Here is a 22,258-nt window from a genome sequence, read left to right as displayed (position 1 = left end):
TGGCCGGGCTTTTCGATTCGCGAGACAAGAAGATCAGTTCAGCCGGTTCTTCACCGCGTCGATCGAGGAGGCGATGAGTTCCGCGCCCTCGGGGCTGCGGGCCGTGTCGGACATCAGGTTCCGAGCCGCGGCGATCGCGAGATCGGTGGCGGCGTTGCGCACGTCCTTGATGGCTGCCGCTTCCGCCTGGGCGATCTTCTGCTCGGCTTGCCTCGTGCGGCGGTCGAGCGATTCTGCAAGCTTGCGGCGGGTCTCGGCGGCATACTCCTCGGCGTCCGCACGGGCGGCGGCGACGATCGAGGCTGCCTCCTTTTCGGCGTCGAGGCGCTTCTGCCTGTATTCGGCGAGCAGCGCTTCTGCCTCCTTGCGGAGCTGCGCGGCGTGCTCGAGTTCCCTGGCGATCCGCTCGGCGCGGGCATCGAGGCCGGAGCCCATGGCCTTGAAGCCGCCGGCATAGATCACGATGCCGAAGAAGATGATCAGGGCCACCAGGGCGAAGAATGTCGCGTCGAAATGCATGGTTCCTCTCCTCAGCCCTTGAGCCCGGCAATGGCCTTGGCGGCCTCCGCCTTGCTCACCGTGGAGCCCGTGAGCTCGGCCACGATCTCGGCCGCCGATTCCGCGGCGACCTCGCCCACGTCCTTCATCGCCTGCGCCTTGGCCACGGCAATACGGGCCTCGGCGTCGGCTGTCTTGGCGGAGAGCGTCTTGTCAAGCGCGGCACGCTCGGCTTCCATCTCCCCCGCCATCTTCGCGCGGTTTTCGGCGGCGATGGCCTGGGCATTGGCGCGGGCATCCGCCAGCGCCGTCTCGTAGGCCTGCACCGCGGCCTCGGTCTCGTCCTTCAGCGCCGCGGCCCGGGCGAGATCGCCCTCGATGGTGCGGTGACGCTTCTCGAGGACCCCGGCCATCTTCGGCAGCGCCAGCCTGCTCATGAGCAGGTAGAGCAGCCCGAAGAAGATCACCAGCCAGAAGAGCTGCGATGGATAGGTCGAGGTGTCCATCGGCGGGAAGGGGCCGGCATGGCCGCCTTCCTGAGCGGTGCCTTCCGTCGTGTGCCCGGCCTCGCCCGCGGGCGGTGCGGTCTCCACCGGGGCCGGCGTTTCGGCCGTGCCTTCCGGGGAAGGGGTCTCGGTGGTCTGGGCCACGACGATTGTCGTCTGCGACATGTCTAGAGCCTCAAATGGGGAAGCCTGCGCGGGCGCGGGGCCCGACAGGCTTCGATCTGATTGCCGTAACCGGGATTACGTGAAGAGGAGGAGCAGGGCGACGACGAGCGAGAAGATGCCGAGGCCTTCCGCCAGCGCCGCGCCGATCAGCGCGTTGGTGAACTGGGCCGGAGCCGCCGCCGGATTGCGCAGCGCGCCCGCCAGGTAGTTGCCGAAGATGTGGCCCACGCCGATGCCGGCGCCGCCCATGCCGATACAGGCGATTCCCGCGCCAATCAGCTTAGCTGCATCTGCTTCCATTTTGGTCTCCTTGAGTGTCCGGAAGGTTGGGTTGAAGGGTCGAAATCAGTGATGGGTGTGGAGCGCGTCGTTGAGATAGACGCAGGTGAGGATGGCGAAGACGAAGGCCTGCAGGAACGCCACCAGGAACTCGAGCGCGGTCAGCGCCACGGCCATGAACAGGGGCGCGATGGCGCCGAGGATGCCGCCGATGCCGAGCGCGCCGAGGCTCACCACGAAGCCGGCGAAGACCTTGAGCACGATGTGGCCCGCCAGCATGTTGCCGAAGAGGCGGAGGCCCAGGCTCACCGGGCGCGACAGGAAGGAGATGATCTCGATCAGCGAGATGAAGGGCAGGATCACCATCGGTACGCCGTGCGGCACGAAGAGCTTGAACCAGCCCAGCCCGTGCTTTGCGATGCCGACGACCACCACGAGGGCGACGACGAAGACGGCGAGTGCCGCGGTCACCACCACGTGGCTCGTCACCGTGAAGAAATACGGGAACATGCCGAGCATGTTGGCCACGAGCACGAAGGAGAACAGCGAGAAGACCAGTGGGAAAAAGGGTTTCCCCTCCGGCCCCAGGACGCTTCGCACCATGTTGTGGATGAATTCGTACCACAGCTCGCCCACCGACTGGAGGCGGCCCGGCACCAGCGCGCCGCGGGCTGCCGCGGCCACCAGGATCACCGTCACGGTCGCCACCGCAAGGCCCATGAACAGGGCGGAATTGGTGAACGCAATTTCGTAGCCGCCGATGTTGAACGGGCCGGCGAGTTCCTTGATCTGGAACTGGTGGATCGGATCGTTAGCCACGATCAGTCCTCTTCTTCATCATCTAGGGCCGCGCGCGGCGGCGGGTTTGAATCGAGCCGTTCCTGGGCCGGGGGCACCCTGTTGGCCGCACGGGCCATGTTCAGGATGCCGGCTCCGAAACCGAGGAGCAGGAAGATAATCAGGCCGAAGGGCAACGTGCCGAACAACCAGTCGATGCCATAGCCGATGAGGCCGCCGACCAGCGTCCCGGCGACGAATTCGCTCGCAAGCCGGTAGCCCTTGGCATAGCCAGTGGCGCCACGCAGGCTGGCGGACGGCTTCGTGCTTTCGATGCGCTCGGATTTCTCCGCCGCGATGCGGCCCGAAAGATCCTTGAGACGCGCCGAGAGGTCGCCCAGCTCCGGCTGGGGAGAGCCCTTATCCGGCCCGTCGCTGCTAGGTTTCGTCATGACCGACCTCCAGGCAAACGGCGAGCGCGCTCGGAAATTCTCCCCTTCCAAAGCGCGCGCACCATAGTTGCGGGTCCAAAATGTGTCAAGAAATGGATTGGGCTTATAAGCTGTTGTTGTTTCACGGTTTTTCTCCTCACTGGCATGCTGCGTCGATTTGCGCGCAAGGGCCCCGCCCGAGGCCGGGCAGGAGGGCCCTCAAGCCTTGAGAATGCCGCTTCGGGCCAAATGTGCCCGGAGGCCGTCCGGCGAGGAGAAGTGATGCGCCCGCATGCCGATTGCCTCGGCCCCCGCGACGTTCCTGGGGCTGTCGTCGATGAACAGGCAGGAGGAGGCCTCGAGCCGGTTTCGCTCCAGGAGCAGGCGGTAGATGGCGGGATCGGGCTTCACCAGGCGTTCGTCTCCGGAGACCACGATGTCGCGGAAGTGGCCGAGGAAGGGATAGCGCTTCCGGGTCTCGCGGAACTTGTCCTGGTTCCAGTTGGTGATGGCGTAGAGGGGCGTGCCCTGCGCGTTGAGCGCCTCGAGGATCTCCACCGTGCCCGCGATGGGGCCGATCACCGTCTCGTGCCATCTCAGGTGATAGGCGGCGATCGCCCCTTCATGTTCCGGGTGGAGGGCCGTCGCCGCGGCGACCGCTTCCTCGAAGCTGCGGCCGCGGTCCTGTTCCAGGTTCCAGTCATGCGTGCAGACATTGGCGAGAAACCATTCGACCTCGTCCTCGCTGGCGAAGATCTTGCGGAAGAGCGCACGCGGATCCCATTGGATCAGCACATTGCCGATGTCGAAGACGACGTTCACGCCGACTGGGCCACCACCATCGTCTCGGCCTCGTCGAGGTTCACGGAGACGAGCTGCGAGACGCCGCGCTCCAGCATGGTGACGCCGAAGAGCCGATGCATGCGCGCCATGGTGAGCGCGTGGTGGGTGATGATGAGGAAGCGCGTTTCGGTGCGCTCCAGCATCGCGTCGAGTAGGTTGCAGAAGCGCTCGACGTTGTGGTCGTCGAGGGGCGCGTCGACCTCGTCCAGCACGCAGATCGGCGAGGGATTGGTGAGGAACACCGCGAAGATCAGCGACAGCGCCGTCAGCGTCTGCTCGCCGCCCGAAAGGAGCGAGAGCGTCGTCGGCTTCTTGCCGGGGGGATTGGCGATGATCTCGAGCCCGGCTTCGAGCGGATCATCCGATTCGATGAGCTGGAGCTCGGCCTTGCCGCCGCCGAAGAGGGTGGTGAACAGCTCGCCGAATTTCTGGTTCACCGTTCCGAAGGCGTCGAGCAGGCGCTGGCGGCCCTCGCGGTTGAGGCTGGAAATGCCGCCGCGCAGCTTGTTGATCGCCTGGATGAGGTCGTCACGCTCCTTGATCAGCCCCTCGAGCTGCCGCGCCACCTCGACCGCCTCCTCGTCGGCGCGGAGGTTGACGCCGCCCAGCCGCTCCCGGTCTTCGCGAAGGCCGAGGAGCTTGCGCTCGATCTCGCCGGCTTCGGGGAGGTCGCCGCCCTCGAGGCCCGCCGCAGCGAGCACCTCGTCGGGAGCGCACTGCAGGGTCTCGGCGATGCGCCGCTCGCAGGCCTCCTGGCGCTGGGTGCTGGCCTCAAGCCTCGCGCCGAGACGGGCATGGTCCTCGCGCGCACGGGTGAGGAGTTCCTGCACGCCGCGCAGCTCCTGGTCGGCCTGGCGGACGGCGTTCTCGGCCTCCTGCAGCGCATCGGCGGCGGCCTTCTTTTCGGTTTCGGCCTCGGCCAGCGTGTTCATCAGCTTGAGGCGGCGGTCGGCCAAGACCTGCGGCAGTGCAGCGAGATCGACCATGGTGGCGCGGGTCTCCTCGGCGCGCGCCGTGAGCTGCTCGATCTGGTCGTTGGCACGGGCGGCGCGCGATGTCCATTGCGCCCTCTCCAGTTCGATCGCGCGAATGCGTTCGCTGCGCGCCCTGGCCTCGCGCTCGAGGCCGTCATGGGTGGCGCGCGCCTCGGCATAGGCCGCGCGCCCGCGGTCCACGGCGCGGCGCAAGTCGACGAGCTCCGCCTGCAGGGAATCGAGCACGGGAAGCCCGGCTGCCTCGGCATTCGCCTCCTCGAGCTGGAGCCGGGTCTCCTCCAAAGCCTGTTCGATGCGGCGCTGCGCCTCGTCCAGCGCACTGGTCTGGGCGAGTTGCTCGGCCATCTGGCGCTCATGCGCCGTCAAGGCCCGGCGCGCGAAATCGACGGCGGACACGGCGGCGCGATGGCCCTCGCGCTTGTCGCGCTCGAGGCGGGCGGCGCTTTCGACAGCTGCCCGTGCCGCCTCGAAGCGGGTCTTCGCCTCTTCCGCCGTGGCGAGCGCCTCCGCCATCTCTGTTTCGAGCGTGGCGAGGCGGTTGCGCTCGGCGAGACGTTTCGCCGCGGCACTCGGCGCGTCGGCGGCGGCGGTGAAGCCGTCCCAGCGCCAGACGTCGCCCTCGCGCGAGACGAGGCGCTGGCCCGGCTTCAGCTGCGGCTGCAGCGCCTGGCCCAAAGCCTTCGAGACCACACCGATGTGCGAGAGACGCCGCTGCAGGGCCTGCGGGGCGGCGACGAAGCGGCTCAGCGGCTCCGCAGCATCCGACAGCGCCGCCGTCTCGGCGAGCGGCGGCATTCCCCGCCAGTGGACGGGCGCGCCCTCATCGGCCGATGCGTCGATGTCGTCGCCCAGCGCGGCGCCGAGCGCAGTCTCGTAGCCCTGCTGTACCGTGATCTGGTCGATGAGCGAGGGCCAGAGCTCGCCGCCGCCTGCCTTCAGGAGATTCGTCAGTGTGCGGACTTCCGTCTGCAGCCTGTCGGCCCGGCGGCGCGCCTCCTCATGTGCGCTGCGGCTGTCGCCCTCAGCCGTGCGCGCGGCACGCACCGCGGCCTCCGCCTCGGCGGCCGCCTGCTCGAGATCGGCGGCCTGCTCTATCGCGTGTTCAACGGCGGCAGAGAGCTTTTCGCCGTCGCCTTCGACGTTGAAGCGGGCCATGAGCGCGTTGCGCCGGGCCTGGGTGTCGGCGCGTTCCCGGTCGAGCCGCGCCAGGCGCACCTTATGCTCGTCGATGGCGCGGAGGATGGCATTGCGCCGGGCCGCAAGTTCGGAGAGCCTTGCACTGGCCGCATCCGCCGCTTCCTGGGCGCGGGACAGCGCATCGGCGGCCTGCTGCAGCGCCACGGCGGCCTCCGCACGGATTTCCGTGTCGGAGCCCTGGCTGGCGTTCAGCGTCTCGCCTTCCTCGGCAAGGCGGGTCAGCACGCGGTCCGTGTCGTTCAGCAGGTCCTGCTCGCGCTGGAGGTCGGAATTGATCTGGGCGATGCGCTGCTCGAGCTCGCGGCGGCGTTCGGCCGAACGGCGCTCTTCCTCGTCCAGCACGTTGCGCTCATGCGCGATGCGCTGGAGAACGGCGGAGCGGACGGCCTCCTGCTCGCGCAGGCCGGGCAGCCTCTCGCCGAGTTCGTCGCGCAGGCGCAGCTTCTCGGAGGAGGAGCGGGTGTGTTCGGCGAGCACGCGGGTCGCCTCGTCGAGCAACTCGGCATCACGCCTCGCACCCTCCGCCGCGTCCTTCCAGTTGGCATAGAGGCCCATCGCCTCCAGCTTGCGGATCTCGGCGGAGAGCGCCTTGTATTTCGTGGCCTGGCGGGCCTGCCGCTTCAGGCTGTTGAGCTGGGTCTCGAGCTGGGCGGTGACGTCGTCGAGGCGCGTCAGGTTCTGCTCGGCGGCCTTGAGCTTCAGCTCGGCCTCGTGGCGGCGGGTGTGGAGTCCGGTGATGCCGGCGGCCTCTTCCAGGATGAGGCGGCGCGCCTGGGGCTTGGCGTTGATGATCTCGCCGATCTGGCCCTGGCGCACGAGGGCCGGCGAGCGCGAGCCCGTCGAGGCGTCGGCGAACAGCAGCTGCACGTCGCGCGCGCGCACTTCCTTGCCGTTGATGCGGTAGGAGGAGCCCGATTCGCGCTCGATGCGCCGCGAGATCTCCAGCGTCTCCTGGTTCTGGTAGTGCGGCGGGGCCGTGCCTTCCTCGTTGGCCATGGTGACCAGCACCTCGGCCATGTTGCGGGCCGGGCGCTGGGTGGTGCCGGAGAAGATGACGTCGTCCATGCCGGAAGCGCGCATGGACTTGTAGGAGCTCTCGCCCATCACCCAGCGCAGCGCCTCGAGCAGGTTCGACTTGCCGCAACCATTGGGGCCGACGATGCCGGTGAGGCCGGGCTCGATGATGAGGTCCGTCGGCTCGACGAAGGACTTGAATCCCGAAAGCCTCAGCCGTGTGAATTTCATCTTGCCCTAGCCCCTCACTTCATCCGCCCCTCAGAGGAGCGGGTCGATCGCCGCCTTCATGGTCTCGTAGGTCTGCTCGCCCTCGAGAGCCTTGCCGTTCAGGAAGAAGGTCGGCGTGCCCTTGACGCCGAACTTCACGCCGCCGTCGCGGATCTCCATGATTCCCTTGGCCAGGGCCTCGTCACGCAGGGTGGCGTCGAACTTCTCCTGGGTGAAGCCGGCCTGCTTGGCGATGTTGAGCAGGCCCTCGGCCGGATTCTGCGCCCAGCTGTCGAGCGTGTCGAAGAAGACGCCGATCAGCGGGAAATAGGATTCCTTCGGCGCGGCGCGGGCGATCATGAAGGCAGCGAGTGCCGCATCGTTCAGCGGAAATTCGCGGAAGATGAAGCGGATCTTGCCGGTGTCGACATAGTCTGCCTTGAGCTTCGGCCACACCTCCTTGTGGAAGGCGGCGCAGTGGGGGCAGGTGGCCGAGGCATATTCGACGAGGGTCACCTTGGCTCCCTCCGCCGCGCCGAGCGCCATGTCTCCGAGCGGGGGCGGCTTCAGGAGTTCCGCAGTGTCCACCTGGGCCAAGGCGGCAGGTGCGGCGGCGCCGAGGGCCAGCAAGGCGGCTCCGGCCTGGAGCAGGTGACGGCGGGTGAAAATCATCATATGGGTTACCTACTAGATGTTGGGGGTTGAAACCAAACGTTATTTGCCTTGTGGAGAACTTCCCGACGTGGCCGCCACGCTTCGCCCCAGGCGCTCCAGCGCGGCCTTGAGGGGGCTGTCTTCGAGCGCCGCAAGTGCTTGTTCGCAAACTGGTTTTTCGGGAATCGGCGGCGGCCTCCGGGTTTCCCCGAGGAGGATCGCGGCCTGAATGACCTTGAGTTTCGCGATCGCGCCATAGCCAAAAAAGCTGTTGATTCTGGCGATGATGCGGGACGCTTCATATTGTAGTTCGAGTGCTCGGCCCGGCGCTGCGCGTATCACGAGTGTCCCGCCCTGCTTCTGCGACTCATCCCCCGCACCGCGCGGCCAGCGGATCCGCTCGGGTGCGGAGACCCGCGCCAGTTCCTCTCCGACGATCGCTTCCCAGTGGGCCACCACGTCGGCCTGGGCGAAGCCATAGCGCCGGAAGGCGGCCTTGGTGATCTCGCGAAAATGCTTGGACAGGGTTTCCATTGCCGGGGCAGGGGTCTCGTCTCTATCGTTGAAGGCTATAACAGGAGTCGTTTCCTTGCGCAGCAGCATGGCCAGAAAAGGGCCGGAGGACGAGCGGGCCCCGCAACTGCTCCGGTGGTATGACGTCAACCGGCGCGTGTTGCCCTGGCGCGCCCTTCCCGGGGAGACGCCCGACCCCTATCGCGTCTGGCTCTCGGAGATCATGCTGCAGCAGACCACCGTTCAGGCGGTGAAGGGCTATTTCGAGGCGTTCATCGCGCGCTGGCCGACGGTCCGGTCGCTCGCAGCAGCGCCGCTCGACGACGTGCTCCGGGCCTGGGCGGGGCTCGGGTACTATGCCCGCGCGCGCAATCTCCATGCCTGTGCGAATGAGGTCGTCGCGCGCTTCAGCGGCCGTTTTCCGGAAGACGAGGCAGAACTCCGGAGCCTGCCCGGCATCGGTGCCTATACCGCGGCGGCCATCGCGGCCATCGCGTTCGGCGGGCGGCACGCGGCGGTGGACGGCAACGTCGAACGCGTCATCAGCCGAATCCACGCGATCGAGACGCCGCTTCCCGATTCGAAGCCGGAGATCCGCGCCAGGGCGCAGGCGCTTGTGCCGGAACGGCGCGCGGGCGACTTCGCCCAGGCGCTGATGGATCTCGGCGCCACCATCTGCACGCCGCGGTCGCCGAATTGCCCGATCTGTCCGTGGTCGGAGGAGTGCCGCGGGCGGATCGCCGGGCTTGCCCCTTCGCTTCCGCGCAAGAAGGCGAAGAGGCGCGTGCCGGTGCGGCGCGGCACGGCCTTCTGGATCGAGCGTCAGGACGGCGCGGTGCTGCTGCGGCGAAGGGCGGAAAAGGGGCTGCTCGGCGGCATGATGGAAGTGCCGTCGACGCCATGGGGCGAGGCGTTCGGCGATGCAGAACAGGAGGCGCCGCTTGCCGCCCGCTGGCGCAGGCTGGCGGGCCGGGTGGAGCACACTTTCACGCATTTCCATCTCGAGCTCGAGGTGTGGCGGGCCGACGACATCGCCGACGGCGCCCTTCGTGACGAGGGAGACTATCGCTGGGTGCGGCCCGAGGACCTCGCAGGCGAGGCCCTGCCGACGGTCATGCGCAAGGTGGTGGCGCATGCGCTGGGCGGCGAACCGGAGCCGAAGCAGGCGAGGGGTGGAAACAAACTCGTTTCTCGCTTAGGTTAGGGCGCACAAGAGTTGATAGGCCGGGGAGAAGGCGCTGCCATGGACAGGGGACGGACGGCAAGGACCAGGCTCAAGAGCCTCAGCCAGATCTACGCGTATTTCCGGCAGAACCACACGCCGATCACCTTTCTCTCGCCCACCCCCTACAATCTTCTCGGCCTCGGGCGCTGGATCAACAAGTTCGAATACATCAATTTCTTCGACAGCTTCGATGGCACGCATCCGAAGATCACGGTGCCGCGCGAGCACGGCCCGCACGACTTCCGCTCGATCGAGGACGTGAACAACTATCTCCTGCGCCACAAGGAGGTTCGTGCCGCACTCCAGCAGAGGGGGCCGGGCTATCTCCTGCTCGTCATGTTCGACGAGGAAACCGAAGCGCTGGCCAGGGAACTCGGCCAGAAGATCGCGCTTCCGCCGGCGAGGCTGCGCAAGCACTTCGACAGCAAGATCACCACCACCAAGCTCGGAAACGCCGCGGGCATCAGCAGCGCACCGAACACGATGGGGCGCGCGAGGTCCTATGCGGAGCTGACGAAGCTTGCCTCCACCGCACGGCTGGGCTCCGACCTCGTCGTCCAGACGCCTTACGGCGATTCCGGCCGGACGACCTTCTTCATCCGGAGCGAGGCCGACTGGAAGAAGCATGAGGACCTGCTTGCCAAGGAAGAACTGAAGGTGATGCGCCGGATCAATCACCTGCCCGGCACCGTCGAGGCGGTGGCGACGCGCCACGGCACGCTCGTGGGACCGCTCCAGACGGACATCACCGGCTTCGCCGAGGTTACGCCCTACAAGGGCGGCTGGTGCGGAAACGACGTCTTCACCGGCGGCTTCGAGAGCGAGCGCAAGGCCGTGACGAAGATGGCGCAGAAGCTCGGCGACCAGCTCTACAAGGAAGGCTACAAGGGGGCCTTCTGCATGGACTTCCTGATCGATACCGACACCCGGAAGGTCTATCTCGGAGAGATCAACCCGCGTGTCTCCGGCGCCTCGCCCATGACGAACCTGATCACCTCCACCTATGGCGGCTGCCCGATCTACATGTTCCACCTTCTCGAGTTCATGGATGTGGAGTGGGAGCTGGACCTCTCGAAGATCCAGCAGCGCTGGGCCGAATTCGACAACTGGAGCCAGCTGATCCTGAAATATCCGGTAGACCGGGTGGAGATGATCACCAAGGCTCCGCCATCGGGCATCTGGCGCATGGATGCCAAGGGCGAGATCTCGCTGGTGAGAAAGTCGATCGACTGGTTCCTCGTCTCGGGAGAGGACGAGGCCTTCTACCTGCGCGTCTACACGGCGGGGGACTATCGCTACCACGGTGCCGACATGGGCATTCTCGTGTCGCGTGGCAGGTTCCAGACGGACGACCGCAAGCTGACGCCGCGCGCACTCGCCTGGGTGGAGGCCATCCACCGGCAGTTCGAGGCGATCCCGGTGTCCAGCCCCTCGCAGCCCGTGGCGCCGCCGCTCCACACGGCCAACAAGATGTTCTGAGCGAGTCCGCCCCGCCGTCCGGCTATTTCACGAAGCTGCGGCGGACGGGGAGCGTGCTGACATTGGCCGGCCCCGGGCCCTCGGTGCGCCGCGGCGTCGCCACCGGGCCGAGCGAGTCGAGATAGCTCGTGTCGAAGTCCTTCTGGTAGACGGGGAATTCGGCGGGCCTGTCGCGGAAGCTCTTGGCCATCTGCCCCAGGCCGCGAATGCCGCGCTGGCGCGAGCGGCGGACGAGTTCCACGTCGATCTCGATCGGGATGATCTGCTCGGTGGCATCCGCCTGGTGCAGCTTGCGTCCCATGGGGTCGAACACGGCGGACTGTCCGTTGCCGCCGGCACCCAGCCCGTTCATGTCGAAGACATAGGCCTGCATGACCGCGCTCGTCGCGTGCGAAACGGCGAGATCTATATCGCGGTCGATCGTGTGCGTCATCACCGGGTGAAGGATCACTTCCGCGCCCATCGCGGTCAGCGTGCGGGCGGTCTCCGGGAACCACATGTCATAGCAGTTGAGGATGCCGAAGCGCCCCACGCCCTCGATGTCCCAGGTGAAGAACTCCTTGCCCGGGGTGACACCCTGTTCGAGCGGGGTGAAGGGAAACATCTTCGAATAGCGCCCGACGATGTCACCCTCGGGGCTGATGATGGAGGTCGTGTTGTAGATCGCACCCTCGCGCCTCTCGTACATCGAACCGTTCACCAGCCAGATGCGGTGGTGGCGGGCGATGGTCCGGAACTCCTCCTCGACGGCGCCGGGCAAAGGTTGGGCATGGTGCAGCAGCGGTCCGAAGACGGCGAGTTCCGAAAACATCACCATCTGTACCCAGGGGTAGAGATGCATGGTGAGATCGACGCGGTGCCGCATGGCCTCGACGTTGGATCCGTGGCCCAGGTGCATCTGGATGCCAGCAATGGCAAAAGGGGTCATGCGATCGTCTTTCGTGAAATCCGGGAAGTCGCAAAAATGCAATTATACCGTGTCATGGGGCTGGAACGCAAATCCTGAAGCGTCTCAGGGTGAAATGGTTCCTTCAGCCCTGCCATGCGTAATGCCGCTGCGTAACAGGCTCAATGCACCTCCACCTCGAGTTCCGTCGGCCCTGCGCCGGCGTTGATCGTCCAGCCCTCCACGGGAAGGTCGAAGGGGCAGGAGGAGACGACGCAGATCAGGTCCATCAGGGCTTCGAGTTCCACGAAGGCGCCGGGCGGCACGGGATTGGGAGGCGAGGTGAAGCTGCCGTCCTTTTCCACGAAGGTGTTGGTGAAGAAGTTGATGGGCTGGGGGATCACGTCCACCTGGTGGCCCTCGCGCCGCATCGCCACGCAGAGGTTTTCCGAGCAGCTGGCATGCGGCCCCTTGAACCCGAAGAACTCGTAGCGGAACTGGTCGCAGGCGGCGATCATCATGTCATGGACGCCGTTCGCGCCGTCACGGGTGAACTTCAGCATCGGGCGGCGGAAGCGCGAGATCAGCGTGTCGCCCTCTCGCGGCTTGACGTTGAAGGTCGTCACCCATGTGTGGTTGGCGGACAGCCACTCGGCGGGGCTCTCGGCATTGTAGGCGAAGAAATCCGCAGCCTGCGCGCCCTTGGGCGTCGCGATGCGGATGGTCTGGCCCCTGCCGACGCGGACGGCGCGGCCCTCGCGCGGCGGAACGATGATCTTCATGCGGCACTTCTCCCTTGTCGGGAGGAAGACTAGCGCCGCCCGCCCACCTCGTCGATATGCGCCAGGAGATCGGCAGGGTCCTCGTAGACGCGGTACGCACCGGCGCGCTCGAGCTCCTCCGTGCCATAGCCGCCGGAGAGAAGCCCGATGCCGAGAGCCCGCGCGCGGCGCGCCGCCAGCATGTCCCAGATCGCATCGCCCACCACGCAGGCGGTTCCGATGTCGACCGCGAGCTTCTCCGCCGCGGCGAGGAAGAGATCGGGGTCGGGCTTGGCATAGCGCACGAGATCGCGCGTGATGACGATGTGCCTTTCCGGGTCGACGCCGAGGATCTTCAGCACCGGCCCTGCCGTCTCGATGCGGCCCGATGTGGCGATCGCCCAGGGAATGGCGTTGTCGCTCAGGAAGGCCAGGAGCTCGCGCGCGCCGGGGAGCGGCCGCGTGCGATGCGAACGCGCGTTGTAGTACTTGCGGTGGAGAAGCCTGAGCCTCTCCAGAACCTCGGGGCTGAAGTCGCGTCCCGTCTCGCGCGCCAGCGCCTTGGTGAAGAGGCCGCCGGACATGCCGATCTTGCGGTGGAGCCGCCACACCGAAACCTCGACACCCTCTTCCTGCAGCGCGTCGTGCCAGGCGAGCACGTGGTCGTAGACGCTGTCGACCAGCGTGCCGTCGAGGTCGAAGAGAAAGGATGTCTGCTGGCGGGCCTTCATGTCGAGCTCCTCTTTGCCACCCGCTTAGCCCCGGAGGGCACCGGCCGCAACACGAGCATGCCGCGGCCGGCGCATGTCAGGCGGCGGGCGCCATCTCGGCGCGCAGCTGCTGGCGCAGCATGTCGATGGGAACGAGGTTGGGGCCCTTCTTCACGTGCCAGAAGGTCCAGCCGTTGCAGGCCTCCGCACCCTGCACATGGGCGCCGATCTTGTGGATCGAGCCCGAGGCGTCCTTGCAGGCGATCGAGCCATCCGCCCGGACGCGCGCCGCGATGCGGCTCGTCGGGTCGAACAGCATGTCGCCCGCCTTCACGAAGCCGCGCTCGATCAGGGAGCCGAAGGGAATGCGCGGCTCGGCGCGCTTGCCGGTGGTCACCTTCAGCGCCTCGGCGGGGAGGGGCTCGGTGGCGTCGATGCGGGCAAGTGCCGCCTCGGCGTAATCCTCCTCGCGCTCGATGCCGATGAAGACGCGGCCCAGCTGCTTGGCCGCAGCACCCGTGGTGCCGGTGCCGAAGAAGGGGTCGAGCACCACGTCGCCCGGGTTGGTGGTGGAAAGAAGAACGCGATGCAAGAGAGCCTCCGGTTTCTGCGTGGGGTGCAGCTTGTCGCCCGTGCTGTTCTTCAACCGCTCGGCACCGGTGCAGAGCGAGATCGTCCAGTCAGAGCGCATCTGCAGGTCGTCGTTGAACACCTTCATCGCCTCGTAATGGAAGGTGTATTTCGTGCTCGCCTCGCGCGCCGCCCAGATCAGCGTCTCATGCGCATTGGTGAAGCGCCGGCCGCGGAAGTTCGGCATCGGGTTGGTCTTGCGCCAGACGACGTCGTTGAGGATCCAGAAGCCCAGGTCCTGCAGGATCGCGCCCACCCGGAAGATGTTGTGATAGGAGCCGATCACCCACAGCGCGCCCGTGGGCTTCAGGATGCGGCGGCACTCCGAGAGCCATCCCTTGGTGAAGCGGTCATAGGCCTCGAAGCTCTCGAACTGGTCCCAGTGGTCGTCCACCGCATCGACCTTGCTCTGATCGGGCCTTGTGAGCCCGCCGCTGAGCTGCAGATTGTAGGGCGGGTCGGCGAAGACGAGATCGACCGAGGCGGCCGGAATCTTCCTCAGCTCCGTCAGGCAGTCGCCCACCAAGATCCGGTTGTGCAACGGCCGAAGGTCCGGCCGTGTCTGATACCCCATCCCACACCCCTGTACGCAAACGCGACTGACTCGAGGAAGGCATGATGAATCCTGCGGAGTCGGGCGTGAATCGCTTTCGGGCGGTATGGTTAACGGGAGAAGAATGCCGCAACGGGCGCAAAGCTCTTCCGGTGCAGGGGAGAGGGCCCGTGGCGCATCAGCGCCTCCTGGTGGAGCGCCGTGCCATAGCCCTTGTGGCGGGCGAAGCCATATTGCGGCCAGGTCACGTCATGGCCGACCATGATGCGGTCGCGCGTCACCTTGGCGATGATCGAGGCCGCGGCGATCGACAGCGACTTGCCGTCGCCCTCGATGATGGTCTCGACGCGGCAGGGAAGGTCGGGCGCGCGGTTGCCGTCGACAAGGGCCAGCGCCACGCCGTCGATCTGCTTCAGGGCTTGGGCCATCGCCCAGAGCGTCGCCGCCAGGATGTTGTCGCGGTCGATGCGCTCGACCTCGGCAATGCCGATGCCGACGCGCGCGCTCGCCATGATGGGCTCAAACAGCGCCTCGCGCTCGGCTTCGGTGAGCTTCTTCGAATCGTCGAGGCCGCCGGGAATGCGATCGGGGTCGAGCACGACGGCGGCGGCCACCACGGGCCCGGCCCATGGCCCGCGGCCCGCCTCGTCGATGCCGCATACGGTTCTCGTGCCCCGCCGCATCGCATCGAGCTCGATCGTGAAGTCCGGTTCGAATCCCCCCATCCCGCCCTTATGGGCGAAGGGTCAGAGGAGCGTCAACTGCTCGCCCGGCTGTGGGGGCCGCCGGAAATGGGCGGTCGAGAGCTTCAGGCGTGACTGGTTGAAGCCCAGCCGCTGGCAGGCGAGCTCGAAGCGCCGGCCGATCATCCACGCATAGGGGCCGGTGCCGGTCTGGCGCTTGCCGAAGCTCGGATCATATTCCTTGCCGCCGGAGGAGGACTTGACGAGCGACATCACCTTCCCCGCGCGCTCCGGCATGGTGGCCTGGAGCCAATCCTTGAAGATCTCCTTCACCTCGTGTGGCAGCCGCAGCATCACGTAGCCCGCCTCTCGTGCACCGGCCGTATGCGCCGTCTTGAGTATCGCCTCGATCTCACTGTCGTTCACTGCCGGGACGATCGGCGCCACCATGACGACGGTGGGAATGCCGGCGGCGGAGAGCTTCTCGATCGCGTCGAGACGGCGCATCGGCGTCGCGGCGCGGGGCTCCATGGCGCGCGACAGGCGGTGGTCGAGAGAGGTGACGGAGACCGCCACCTTGACGAGGCCCTTCTTCGCCATCGGCGCCAGGATGTCGATGTCGCGGGTGACGAGCGCGGATTTCGTCACGATACCCACGGGGTGATTGAATTCCGACAGCACTTCGAGGATTCCGCGCGTGATGCGGCGCTCGCGTTCGATCGGCTGGTAGGCATCGGTATTGGCTCCCAGGGCGATGGTCTTCGGCGCATAGCCCCTGGCGGAGAGTTCCGCCCGCAGCAACTCCGGCGCGTTCGGCTTGGCGAAGAGTTTCGACTCGAAATCCAGCCCGGGAGACAGCCCCATGTAGGAATGGGCGGGCCTCGCATAGCAATAGGCACAGCCATGCTCGCAGCCGCGGTAGGGGTTGATCGATCGGTCGAAGCCGACATCGGGCGAGTCGTTCGTGGTGATGATCGATTTCGGCCTTTCCTCGAACACCTCGGTGCGGAAAGGCGGCAGCTCCTCGAGGTTCTGCCAGCCGTCGTCGAAGAGGGACCGGCTGAAGGCCTCGAAGCGGCCGGACATGTTCACGGTGGCGCCGCGGCCGCGGGACTGGGCGGAGAGGGCGGTGAGCCTCCCCTCACCCAGCGCGGTGACGTCGAGCTCGCGGGCCTTGCGCTTGTCGAGCAGAGTGGACATGCCTCCAATATAATGCGGAGGAGAGAACGAAACAAGAACAATGTTAATGCTGTTGCCGGGGGCTGCGAACTCCGTCATCGTCCGCCGCCATGACGAGACGCCAGATTTTCCTGGCCCTGCTGCCGCCCCTGTTCTTCGGCACGGGCTTCACCATCGCCAAGCCGGCGGTGCAGCACTTCCCGCCGCTGTTCATGATGCTCATGGTTTATGGCGGCATTGCGCTGGTGCTCGGCCTCACCCATCGGGAAAAGCTGAAGACGCCGCTGGCCGCCATCATCGCCATCTCGGCCTTCGCCGTCACCATCCAGGGCGCTCTGCTGTTCTGGGGCTTGCGCAGCGAGTCGATGCCAGCCACCGCCGCGAGCCTCATCCTGCAGATCCAGATCCCCTTCGCCGTCCTGCTGGACTGGCTGGTGATGAAGGAACGGCCGGACATGAGGAAGGTGGCGGGAACGGTGCTCGCCGTCCTGGGCGTCGCCATCGTCATCGGCCTTCCGGAACAGGCTCCAGGCCTCCTCCCCACGGCGATGATCATCGTCAGCGCCTTCTGCTGGGCGCTGGGTCAGGTGCTGGCGCAAAGGCTGGGGCGCGACGGCGGGGTGGGCATTCTCAAGGCCAACGCCTTCGGAAGCGTGCCTCAGCTGGCGCTGGCCACGCTCCTCATCGAGCAGGGCCAGTGGCATGCCGTCGCCACCGCCACGTGGCTCGAATGGTCGATGCTGGCCTTCGTCGGCGTGGTCGGCTTCTACCTCGCCTACATGTGCTGGTTCACGCTGCTGAGGCAGTGCCGCATGGACGAGGCCGCCCCCTTCATCCTGCTGATGCCGGTCGTCGGGATCATCACCGCCGCACTCGTTCTGGGTGAGACGATCTCGCTTGCCCAGGTGCTGGGCGGGGGCGTGATCCTGCTCGGCATCGCCATCGTCTCCGGCGTGGGGCCGCCCCTCAGGAAGAAGGCGGGGCTTGCCGCCCCGCCCTGATCTTCACCCCCGGAACGGCTCTCTCCCCGCGCTCAGCTCTTTGTGCGCTGCAGGTGCTCTTCGAGCCGCGGCATGATCTCCACGAAGTTGCAGGGCTTGTGCGTGTAGTCGAGCTGCGGCCTCAGAATCTGGTCCCAGCCGTCGCGGCAGGCACCCGGCGACCCCGGCAGGCAGAAGATGTACTTGCCCTTCATCACGCCCGCCGTGGCGCGCGACTGGATCGTCGAGGTGCCGATCTTCGGGAAGGACACCATGTGGAACAGCATGCCGAAGCCGTCGATCTCCTTCTCGAAGAGCGGACGCATGGCTTCAACGGTCACGTCACGGCCGGTGAGGCCGGTGCCGCCCGTCGAGATGATCACGTCGATGTCGCTGCGGTTGGTCCAGTCGCGGATGACGTGACGGATGCCGCGGATGTCGTCGCGCACGATCTTGCGCGCCGAAAGGAGGTGACCCGCCTCGGCGACACGGTCCACCAGCGTCTGGCCGGACGTATCGTTCTCCAATGTCCGCGTGTCGGATATGGTCAGGATTGCAATCCTGACAGGTACGAACTGCCGCGCCTCCGTCATGCCTCAAACCTTCGATGGAAAACCGTGGCCCGTCTCCCGTCAGGGAACCAGATGCACGCCGCTCAATGCACCCGCGCATGAAACACGATTCAACTTCGCAGAACAAGAAAAACTCTATCGGTTGTCTGGCACGGCCAGTCCGATTTTGACGTTGCGGGAAAATTTTCCTGAGACCGATTTTGCCGCAACGCCAGATTCGAAACGTTCTCTTCAGTGCGCGTCGAGCATCTGGCGGAGCGAGAGCAGATCGCGCCAGGCCAGCCTCTTCTGGGCCGGCTGGCGCAGGAGATAGGCGGGATGCAGCGTGGGCAGGAGCGGTATGTTCCGCCCACTGACATTCGCGCTCGTCCAGCGGCCCCGGATCTTCAGGATGCCCTCGTTCCGGCCGGTCAGGCGGTGGGCCGGCGTGGCGCCGAGGCAAACGATCACGTCGGGCTTCTGCAGCTCGATCGTCCGCATCAGGAAGGGCAGGCACATCTGGGTCTCGGCTTCGGTCGGGGTGCGGTTGCCGGGCGGCCGCCAGAAGATCACGTTGGTGATGAACACCGCGCTCTCCCGGTCGTGGCCGTGGCGGGAGAGGCCGATCGCCGCCAGCATGCGGTCGAGGAGCTGGCCCGAGCGGCCGACGAAGGGCTTGCCCTGGATGTCCTCGTCGCGGCCCGGGGCCTCGCCCACCAGCATCACGCGCGCCGCCGGGTTGCCGTCGGCAAAGCAGAGCTGCGTCGCCGTCTTCTTGAGCGGGCAGGAGTCGAGGTTGTCCAGCGCCGCCGCGATGTCCGCGAGGCTCATGCAGGCGGAGGCGGGCGAGGGGGCGGCGGAGAGCGCTGCCGTACGCACGGGAGAGGGGCCCGGTGAAGCCTCGCGGCCCGTGGCCGGGGCGCTCGCCGGCGCGCGCCCGGGCGCGGGGTCGAGCCGGTTCACCGGCGCCTCGCCGATGATCTCGTCCGCGCCCATCTCGGCCAGCCAGCCAAGGGCGCGGGCCGCCTCGCTCGGCGTCATGTCGTCTTGCTTGTCCTGCATGTCCCAAATCGTGGCTTGTGCCGGGGGTCCCGCCCACTATAAAGACGCCCGACGGCAGAAGATAGACGGAGAGCAGGCTCGTGGAACAGGTCCAGCGCGAAGCGATGGAATACGATGTCGTGATCGTCGGCGCGGGCCCTGCCGGCCTCGCGGCGGCCATCCGGCTGAAGCAGGTCAACCCCGAGCTCTCGGTCTGCCTGCTCGAGAAGGGCTCGGAGGTCGGCGCGCACATCCTGTCGGGCGCGGTCATCGATCCGATCGCGCTGAACGAGCTGATCCCGGACTGGAAGGAGAAGGGGGCGCCGCTCAACACCCCCGTCACCGAGGACCGCTTCTTCATGCTGGGGCCGCAGGGTGCCATGCGCCTTCCCAACGCGCTGATGCCGCCGCTCATGAACAATCACGGCAACTATGCCGTCTCGCTCGGCAATGTCTGCCGCTGGCTGGCCCAGCAGGCGGAGGGCCTCGGCGTGGAGATCTATCCGGGCTTCGCCTGTTCCGAGGTGCTCTACCGCGAGGACGGCTCCGTCAGGGGCGTGGTCGCCGGCGTCATGGGCATCGGCAAGGACGGCGAACCGAAGGCGGATTTCCAGCCCGGCATGGAACTTCTCGGAAAATACGTCTTCATCGCCGAGGGCGTGCGCGGTTCGCTGGCGAAGGAGATCATCGCCAGGTTCAGGCTCTCGGAAGGCCGCGAGCCGCAGAAGTTCGGCATCGGCATGAAGGAACTCTGGGAGGTGAGCCCCGAGAACCACCGCCAGGGCCAGGTGACCCACACCATGGGCTGGCCGCTGGGCGCGAAGACGGGCGGCGGCAGCTTCATGTATCACCTCGAGGACAATCTCGTCTCGATCGGCCTCGTGGTGCACCTCAACTACGACAATCCCTATCTCTTCCCCTACATGGAATTCCAGCGCTTCAAGCACCATCCGCTGATCGAGCCGGTGCTCAGGGGCGGGCGGCGCATCGCCTATGGCGCGCGCGCCATCACCGAAGGCGGGTTCCAGTCGGTGCCGAAGCTCTTCTTCCCGGGCGGCGCGCTCATCGGCTGCTCGGCGGGCTTCGTCAACGTGCCGCGCATCAAGGGCTCCCACAACGCGATGAAGACGGGGATGCTGGCTGCCGAGGCCGCCGCCGCGGCGATCGCTGCGGGCCGCGGCGGAGACGAGCTTGCAGAGTATGAGCAGGCCTACGAGTACTCCTGGGTCTATCAGGACCTCAAGCGGGTGAAGAACGTGAAGCCCATGTGGTCGAAGCTGGGCCTCGTGGGCGGGCTGGCGCTGGGCGGCCTCGACATGTGGATGAACCAGCTCCTGGGCTTCGGCCTCGGCACCTGGAAGCACGGCAAGCCGGATTACGCTTCGCTCAAGCCTGCCGCCAAGTCGAAGCCAATCGCCTATCCCAAACCCGACGGCGTGATCTCCTTCGACCGGCTCACCAACCTCGCCTTCTCCGCCACAAATCACGAGGAGGACCAGAAGGTCCATCTGCAGCTCAAGGACCCGGCGGTGCCGATCCGCGACAACCTCCCCCTCTATGACGAACCCGCCCAGCGCTATTGCCCGGCGGGCGTCTACGAGGTGGTGATGGAGGAGGGCAAGGCGCCGCGCTTCCAGATCAACCACCAGAACTGCGTGCACTGCAAGACCTGCGACATCAAGGATCCCGCCCAGAACATCAACTGGGTGGTTCCGCAGGGCGGCGAAGGGCCGAACTATCCCAACATGTAGCCGGCCGGCGGCACTTCGTTAAAATTCGACTCGATTGCGCAAGACATTGTCAACGCTCGCCCGCCTCTCCGGCCGGGCGGCGGGCCCGATCGCTAGAATTTGATCGAATATCGAAACGGTTCAGCAAAGTTTCACTGCAAAATTGCAGGCACATGTGGAACGGGAGTCTTGCCATCATGCTTGCATCATTCGGCGCTCTCGCACGGCGCGTCAGGGAACATTGCCGCTCCGAGCGGGGCAATCTCACCGCGATCACCAGCATCGCCGCCGTGCCCGTCATTGCCGCTGCCGGGATTGCAATCGATCTTGGCCGGATGAGTCGTGTTCAGGACCAGCTGCAAACGATTGCTGACGGCGCGGCTCTCGCCGCGGCCAGTGCGCGCAACCTGTCCGGCTCATCCGAACAGGTCCGCAACAAGCGGGCCGAAATCGCCGAGAGCTTCCTCAGCGCCGGCCTCGCCGACCTCACCGACATCGAGTCCGTCGAGGAGCCGTCGGTGACGGCCACCGCCTCGAGCGTCTCCGTCTCGATCGGAGCGACGGTGAAAGGCTCGCTCAGCAACGTGCTGAACCTGCTGCCAAACGGCGAAGGACCCGGCAATCGTTTTCGGATCGCCGCCAACTCGGAGGCGGACTGGGTGTACAAGAAAGAGCCAATCTGCATTCTGGCGCTCAATAAGACGAGCGAACAGTCGCTCGAAATTCAGGGCACCGCCGACATCATCGCGAAGGACTGCAGCGTCCGGGTGAATTCGGCTTCCAACCGCGGGCTGCTCGAGAACGGCACGGCCTCACTCACCGCCTCGACGATCTGCGTGCATGGACCGGGTTACGTCGGAGAAAAGTTTTTCCGTCACTATGTTCAGGACGGGAAAGATCAATTCGAACCCATCAAGCCAAGAATGGGGTGCAAACAGATCGAAGACCCCTTCAAAAACAAGTTTAGTACCGACGACTACGCAAAAATCTACGCCAATGCCAAGGAAAACCAGAAGGGCTCCGGGCCGAAACAGCTTGTCGTGTCCAGCGGCAAGCTTTGGCCAGGGCTGTACGTCGGCGGAATCCAGATCAAGGCGGGCGCAAGTGTTGTCATGCAACCCGGCGTCTACATAATCGAGAACGGCAAGTTCGAGGTGCAGAACGCCACTCTCACGTCCGATGTCAACAACGATGGGCGCCTTGACGCCGCCTCCGAAGGGGTGACCATCATCCTGACCGATACCGATGCGGCCACCAAGGTGACGACAGCAAGCCAGACGCGGATTGACTTCCAGGCCCAGGCTGATGTCTCCCTGGTAGCCCCCGCCAGTGGGCTCTTCGCGGGGATCGTCATCGCCCAGCACCCGAATTCGATCACTGCGAAAACGAAGTCAGCCGCCAATTCGATCATCGGCGGCGGCAAGGTGGCCCTCACCGGAACCGTCTATTATCCGACCAACATTCTCTACATCACCGGCGGCGGCACAGGCACCTACTCGAAACCGGAACAGGTCGCGACCAGCGACCCGCTCTTTTCCATCGTGGCTGACAAGATCTACGTGGAAGGCAACGGGCAGCTGAACGTCGGCGGCAACGGGGATAGCGTTGCGGCGGGCCTTCCTCCCCTGCCCATTACCGACGAAGGCACGGCCGTGGTCACCCTGCAATAGCCGATTTCCCTCGGGGAGGCCGGCAGTGGGGGGGGGGCCCCCCTCCCCCGGAGGGAGGGAGACCCCCCTTTTTCTCTCCCAGCTTTTTTGGTTTCTTA

Annotated in this window: 22 protein-coding genes; 5 read left to right on the top strand and 17 right to left on the bottom strand. The window is 66.1% G+C overall.

The genetic code is table 11. From position 1 onward, the window contains the following. Positions 1-33: 33 nt before the first annotated feature. From ACK4HL_RS10130 to ACK4HL_RS10090, 9 genes are all read right to left on the bottom strand, one after another. Positions 34-519 (bottom strand): ATP F0F1 synthase subunit B, encoded by a 486-nt coding sequence (locus ACK4HL_RS10130; protein WP_409759571.1) that lies wholly within the window; start codon positions 517-519, stop codon positions 34-36. 11 nt (positions 520-530) lie between these two features. After that, positions 531-1,169, bottom strand: a complete 639-nt coding sequence (locus ACK4HL_RS10125) for a F0F1 ATP synthase subunit B (RefSeq protein ID WP_409759568.1) — start codon at positions 1,167-1,169, stop codon at positions 531-533. A 75-nt stretch (positions 1,170-1,244) separates the two neighbouring features. Continuing rightward, positions 1,245-1,469 carry a F0F1 ATP synthase subunit C gene (locus tag ACK4HL_RS10120; protein WP_409759565.1) on the bottom strand — a complete coding sequence of 75 codons (225 nt, stop codon included), beginning with the start codon at positions 1,467-1,469 and terminating at the stop codon, positions 1,245-1,247. Between the two features lie 45 nt (positions 1,470-1,514). Then, the gene (locus tag ACK4HL_RS10115) at positions 1,515-2,267 is read right to left on the bottom strand and encodes a F0F1 ATP synthase subunit A (RefSeq protein WP_409759562.1); all 753 of its coding nucleotides are present in this window, start codon (positions 2,265-2,267) and stop codon (positions 1,515-1,517) included. Between the two features lie 2 nt (positions 2,268-2,269). Then, the gene (locus tag ACK4HL_RS10110; protein WP_409759559.1) at positions 2,270-2,677 is read right to left on the bottom strand and encodes an AtpZ/AtpI family protein; all 408 of its coding nucleotides are present in this window, start codon (positions 2,675-2,677) and stop codon (positions 2,270-2,272) included. 198 nt (positions 2,678-2,875) lie between these two features. After that, entirely contained in the window at positions 2,876-3,478 is a 603-nt protein-coding gene (locus ACK4HL_RS10105; RefSeq protein ID WP_409759556.1) for an HAD family hydrolase, read from the bottom strand. Then, the gene (gene smc, locus ACK4HL_RS10100; RefSeq protein WP_409759553.1) at positions 3,475-6,936 is read right to left on the bottom strand and encodes a chromosome segregation protein SMC; all 3,462 of its coding nucleotides are present in this window, start codon (positions 6,934-6,936) and stop codon (positions 3,475-3,477) included. Before smc ends, ACK4HL_RS10105 begins: the two co-directional genes overlap by 4 nt. Before the next feature lie 30 nt (positions 6,937-6,966). Then, a complete protein-coding gene (locus ACK4HL_RS10095; RefSeq protein ID WP_409759551.1) occupies positions 6,967-7,590 on the bottom strand; it encodes a DsbA family protein in 624 nt (207 codons plus the stop codon). Positions 7,591-7,629: 39 nt separating this feature from the next. Then, a complete protein-coding gene (locus tag ACK4HL_RS10090) occupies positions 7,630-8,172 on the bottom strand; it encodes a DUF721 domain-containing protein (protein WP_409759548.1) in 543 nt (180 codons plus the stop codon). On the opposite strand from ACK4HL_RS10090, the gene mutY reads away from it, so the two are divergent. Next, positions 8,171-9,286: an A/G-specific adenine glycosylase gene (gene mutY, locus ACK4HL_RS10085; protein WP_409759825.1), complete on the top strand. Its 1,116-nt coding sequence runs from the start codon at positions 8,171-8,173 to the stop codon at positions 9,284-9,286. The genes ACK4HL_RS10090 and mutY overlap by 2 nt on opposite strands. Before the next feature lie 39 nt (positions 9,287-9,325). Then, positions 9,326-10,786, top strand: a complete 1,461-nt coding sequence (locus tag ACK4HL_RS10080; RefSeq protein WP_409759545.1) for a biotin carboxylase — start codon at positions 9,326-9,328, stop codon at positions 10,784-10,786. 22 nt (positions 10,787-10,808) lie between these two features. On the opposite strand, the gene ACK4HL_RS10075 is transcribed toward ACK4HL_RS10080, so the two are convergent. From ACK4HL_RS10075 to ACK4HL_RS10050, 6 genes are all read right to left on the bottom strand, one after another. Further along, on the bottom strand, positions 10,809-11,714 hold the full coding sequence (locus ACK4HL_RS10075) for a carbon-nitrogen hydrolase family protein (RefSeq protein WP_409759542.1): 906 nt from the start codon (positions 11,712-11,714) through the stop codon (positions 10,809-10,811). A 140-nt stretch (positions 11,715-11,854) separates the two neighbouring features. Then, positions 11,855-12,454: a DUF1989 domain-containing protein gene (locus ACK4HL_RS10070; RefSeq protein ID WP_409759539.1), complete on the bottom strand. Its 600-nt coding sequence runs from the start codon at positions 12,452-12,454 to the stop codon at positions 11,855-11,857. 29 nt (positions 12,455-12,483) lie between these two features. Beyond that, on the bottom strand, positions 12,484-13,164 hold the full coding sequence (locus ACK4HL_RS10065; RefSeq protein ID WP_409759536.1) for an HAD family hydrolase: 681 nt from the start codon (positions 13,162-13,164) through the stop codon (positions 12,484-12,486). A 76-nt stretch (positions 13,165-13,240) separates the two neighbouring features. Then, positions 13,241-14,347: a site-specific DNA-methyltransferase gene (locus ACK4HL_RS10060; RefSeq protein ID WP_409759533.1), complete on the bottom strand. Its 1,107-nt coding sequence runs from the start codon at positions 14,345-14,347 to the stop codon at positions 13,241-13,243. 89 nt (positions 14,348-14,436) lie between these two features. Further along, complete coding sequence (locus ACK4HL_RS10055; protein WP_409759530.1) at positions 14,437-15,051, bottom strand: ribonuclease HII; 615 nt, start codon at positions 15,049-15,051, stop codon at positions 14,437-14,439. Positions 15,052-15,072: 21 nt separating this feature from the next. After that, entirely contained in the window at positions 15,073-16,209 is a 1,137-nt protein-coding gene (locus ACK4HL_RS10050) for a PA0069 family radical SAM protein (protein WP_409759527.1), read from the bottom strand. An 89-nt stretch (positions 16,210-16,298) separates the two neighbouring features. On the opposite strand from ACK4HL_RS10050, the gene ACK4HL_RS10045 reads away from it, so the two are divergent. Continuing rightward, positions 16,299-17,189: a DMT family transporter gene (locus tag ACK4HL_RS10045; RefSeq protein WP_409759524.1), complete on the top strand. Its 891-nt coding sequence runs from the start codon at positions 16,299-16,301 to the stop codon at positions 17,187-17,189. 32 nt (positions 17,190-17,221) lie between these two features. On the opposite strand, the gene moaB is transcribed toward ACK4HL_RS10045, so the two are convergent. Both moaB and ACK4HL_RS10035 read right to left on the bottom strand, forming a co-directional pair. Continuing rightward, the gene (moaB, locus tag ACK4HL_RS10040) at positions 17,222-17,761 is read right to left on the bottom strand and encodes a molybdenum cofactor biosynthesis protein B (protein WP_409759520.1); all 540 of its coding nucleotides are present in this window, start codon (positions 17,759-17,761) and stop codon (positions 17,222-17,224) included. Between the two features lie 210 nt (positions 17,762-17,971). Next, entirely contained in the window at positions 17,972-18,781 is an 810-nt protein-coding gene (locus ACK4HL_RS10035) for a uracil-DNA glycosylase (RefSeq protein WP_409759517.1), read from the bottom strand. 104 nt (positions 18,782-18,885) lie between these two features. Here ACK4HL_RS10035 and ACK4HL_RS10030 point away from each other — a divergent pair, with 104 nt between their 5' ends. Both ACK4HL_RS10030 and ACK4HL_RS10025 read left to right on the top strand, forming a co-directional pair. Next, on the top strand, positions 18,886-20,511 hold the full coding sequence (locus ACK4HL_RS10030; RefSeq protein ID WP_409759822.1) for an electron transfer flavoprotein-ubiquinone oxidoreductase: 1,626 nt from the start codon (positions 18,886-18,888) through the stop codon (positions 20,509-20,511). A gap of 176 nt (positions 20,512-20,687) precedes the next feature. Then, positions 20,688-22,160, top strand: a complete 1,473-nt coding sequence (locus ACK4HL_RS10025) for a pilus assembly protein TadG-related protein (RefSeq protein ID WP_409759514.1) — start codon at positions 20,688-20,690, stop codon at positions 22,158-22,160. The last annotated feature ends 98 nt before the right edge of the window (positions 22,161-22,258 follow it).

The sequence above is a fragment of the Aestuariivirga sp. genome, assembly GCF_046294715.1.
Classification (GTDB): Bacteria; Pseudomonadota; Alphaproteobacteria; order Rhizobiales; family Aestuariivirgaceae; genus Aestuariivirga.
The sequence above is the reverse complement of the archived record's forward strand: the minus strand, read 5'-3'. Positions and strand labels throughout refer to the sequence as shown.

Coding starts and splice junctions, on each gene's coding strand:
- ACK4HL_RS10130 (WP_409759571.1), bottom strand. CDS start 519: ATGCATTTCGACGCGACATTCTTCGCCCTGGTGGCCCTGATCATCTTC.
- ACK4HL_RS10125 (WP_409759568.1), bottom strand. CDS start 1,169: ATGTCGCAGACGACAATCGTCGTGGCCCAGACCACCGAGACCCCTTCC.
- ACK4HL_RS10120 (WP_409759565.1), bottom strand. CDS start 1,469: ATGGAAGCAGATGCAGCTAAGCTGATTGGCGCGGGAATCGCCTGTATC.
- ACK4HL_RS10110 (WP_409759559.1), bottom strand. CDS start 2,677: ATGACGAAACCTAGCAGCGACGGGCCGGATAAGGGCTCTCCCCAGCCG.
- smc (WP_409759553.1), bottom strand. CDS start 6,936: ATGAAATTCACACGGCTGAGGCTTTCGGGATTCAAGTCCTTCGTCGAG.
- ACK4HL_RS10095 (WP_409759551.1), bottom strand. CDS start 7,590: ATGATGATTTTCACCCGCCGTCACCTGCTCCAGGCCGGAGCCGCCTTG.
- mutY (WP_409759825.1), top strand. CDS start 8,171: ATGGCCAGAAAAGGGCCGGAGGACGAGCGGGCCCCGCAACTGCTCCGG.
- ACK4HL_RS10090 (WP_409759548.1), bottom strand. CDS start 8,172: ATGCTGCTGCGCAAGGAAACGACTCCTGTTATAGCCTTCAACGATAGA.
- ACK4HL_RS10080 (WP_409759545.1), top strand. CDS start 9,326: ATGGACAGGGGACGGACGGCAAGGACCAGGCTCAAGAGCCTCAGCCAG.
- ACK4HL_RS10075 (WP_409759542.1), bottom strand. CDS start 11,714: ATGACCCCTTTTGCCATTGCTGGCATCCAGATGCACCTGGGCCACGGA.
- ACK4HL_RS10070 (WP_409759539.1), bottom strand. CDS start 12,454: ATGAAGATCATCGTTCCGCCGCGCGAGGGCCGCGCCGTCCGCGTCGGC.
- ACK4HL_RS10065 (WP_409759536.1), bottom strand. CDS start 13,164: ATGAAGGCCCGCCAGCAGACATCCTTTCTCTTCGACCTCGACGGCACG.
- ACK4HL_RS10060 (WP_409759533.1), bottom strand. CDS start 14,347: ATGGGGTATCAGACACGGCCGGACCTTCGGCCGTTGCACAACCGGATC.
- ACK4HL_RS10055 (WP_409759530.1), bottom strand. CDS start 15,051: ATGGGGGGATTCGAACCGGACTTCACGATCGAGCTCGATGCGATGCGG.
- ACK4HL_RS10050 (WP_409759527.1), bottom strand. CDS start 16,209: ATGTCCACTCTGCTCGACAAGCGCAAGGCCCGCGAGCTCGACGTCACC.
- ACK4HL_RS10045 (WP_409759524.1), top strand. CDS start 16,299: ATGACGAGACGCCAGATTTTCCTGGCCCTGCTGCCGCCCCTGTTCTTC.
- moaB (WP_409759520.1), bottom strand. CDS start 17,761: ATGACGGAGGCGCGGCAGTTCGTACCTGTCAGGATTGCAATCCTGACC.
- ACK4HL_RS10035 (WP_409759517.1), bottom strand. CDS start 18,781: ATGCAGGACAAGCAAGACGACATGACGCCGAGCGAGGCGGCCCGCGCC.
- ACK4HL_RS10030 (WP_409759822.1), top strand. CDS start 18,886: ATGGAATACGATGTCGTGATCGTCGGCGCGGGCCCTGCCGGCCTCGCG.
- ACK4HL_RS10025 (WP_409759514.1), top strand. CDS start 20,688: ATGCTTGCATCATTCGGCGCTCTCGCACGGCGCGTCAGGGAACATTGC.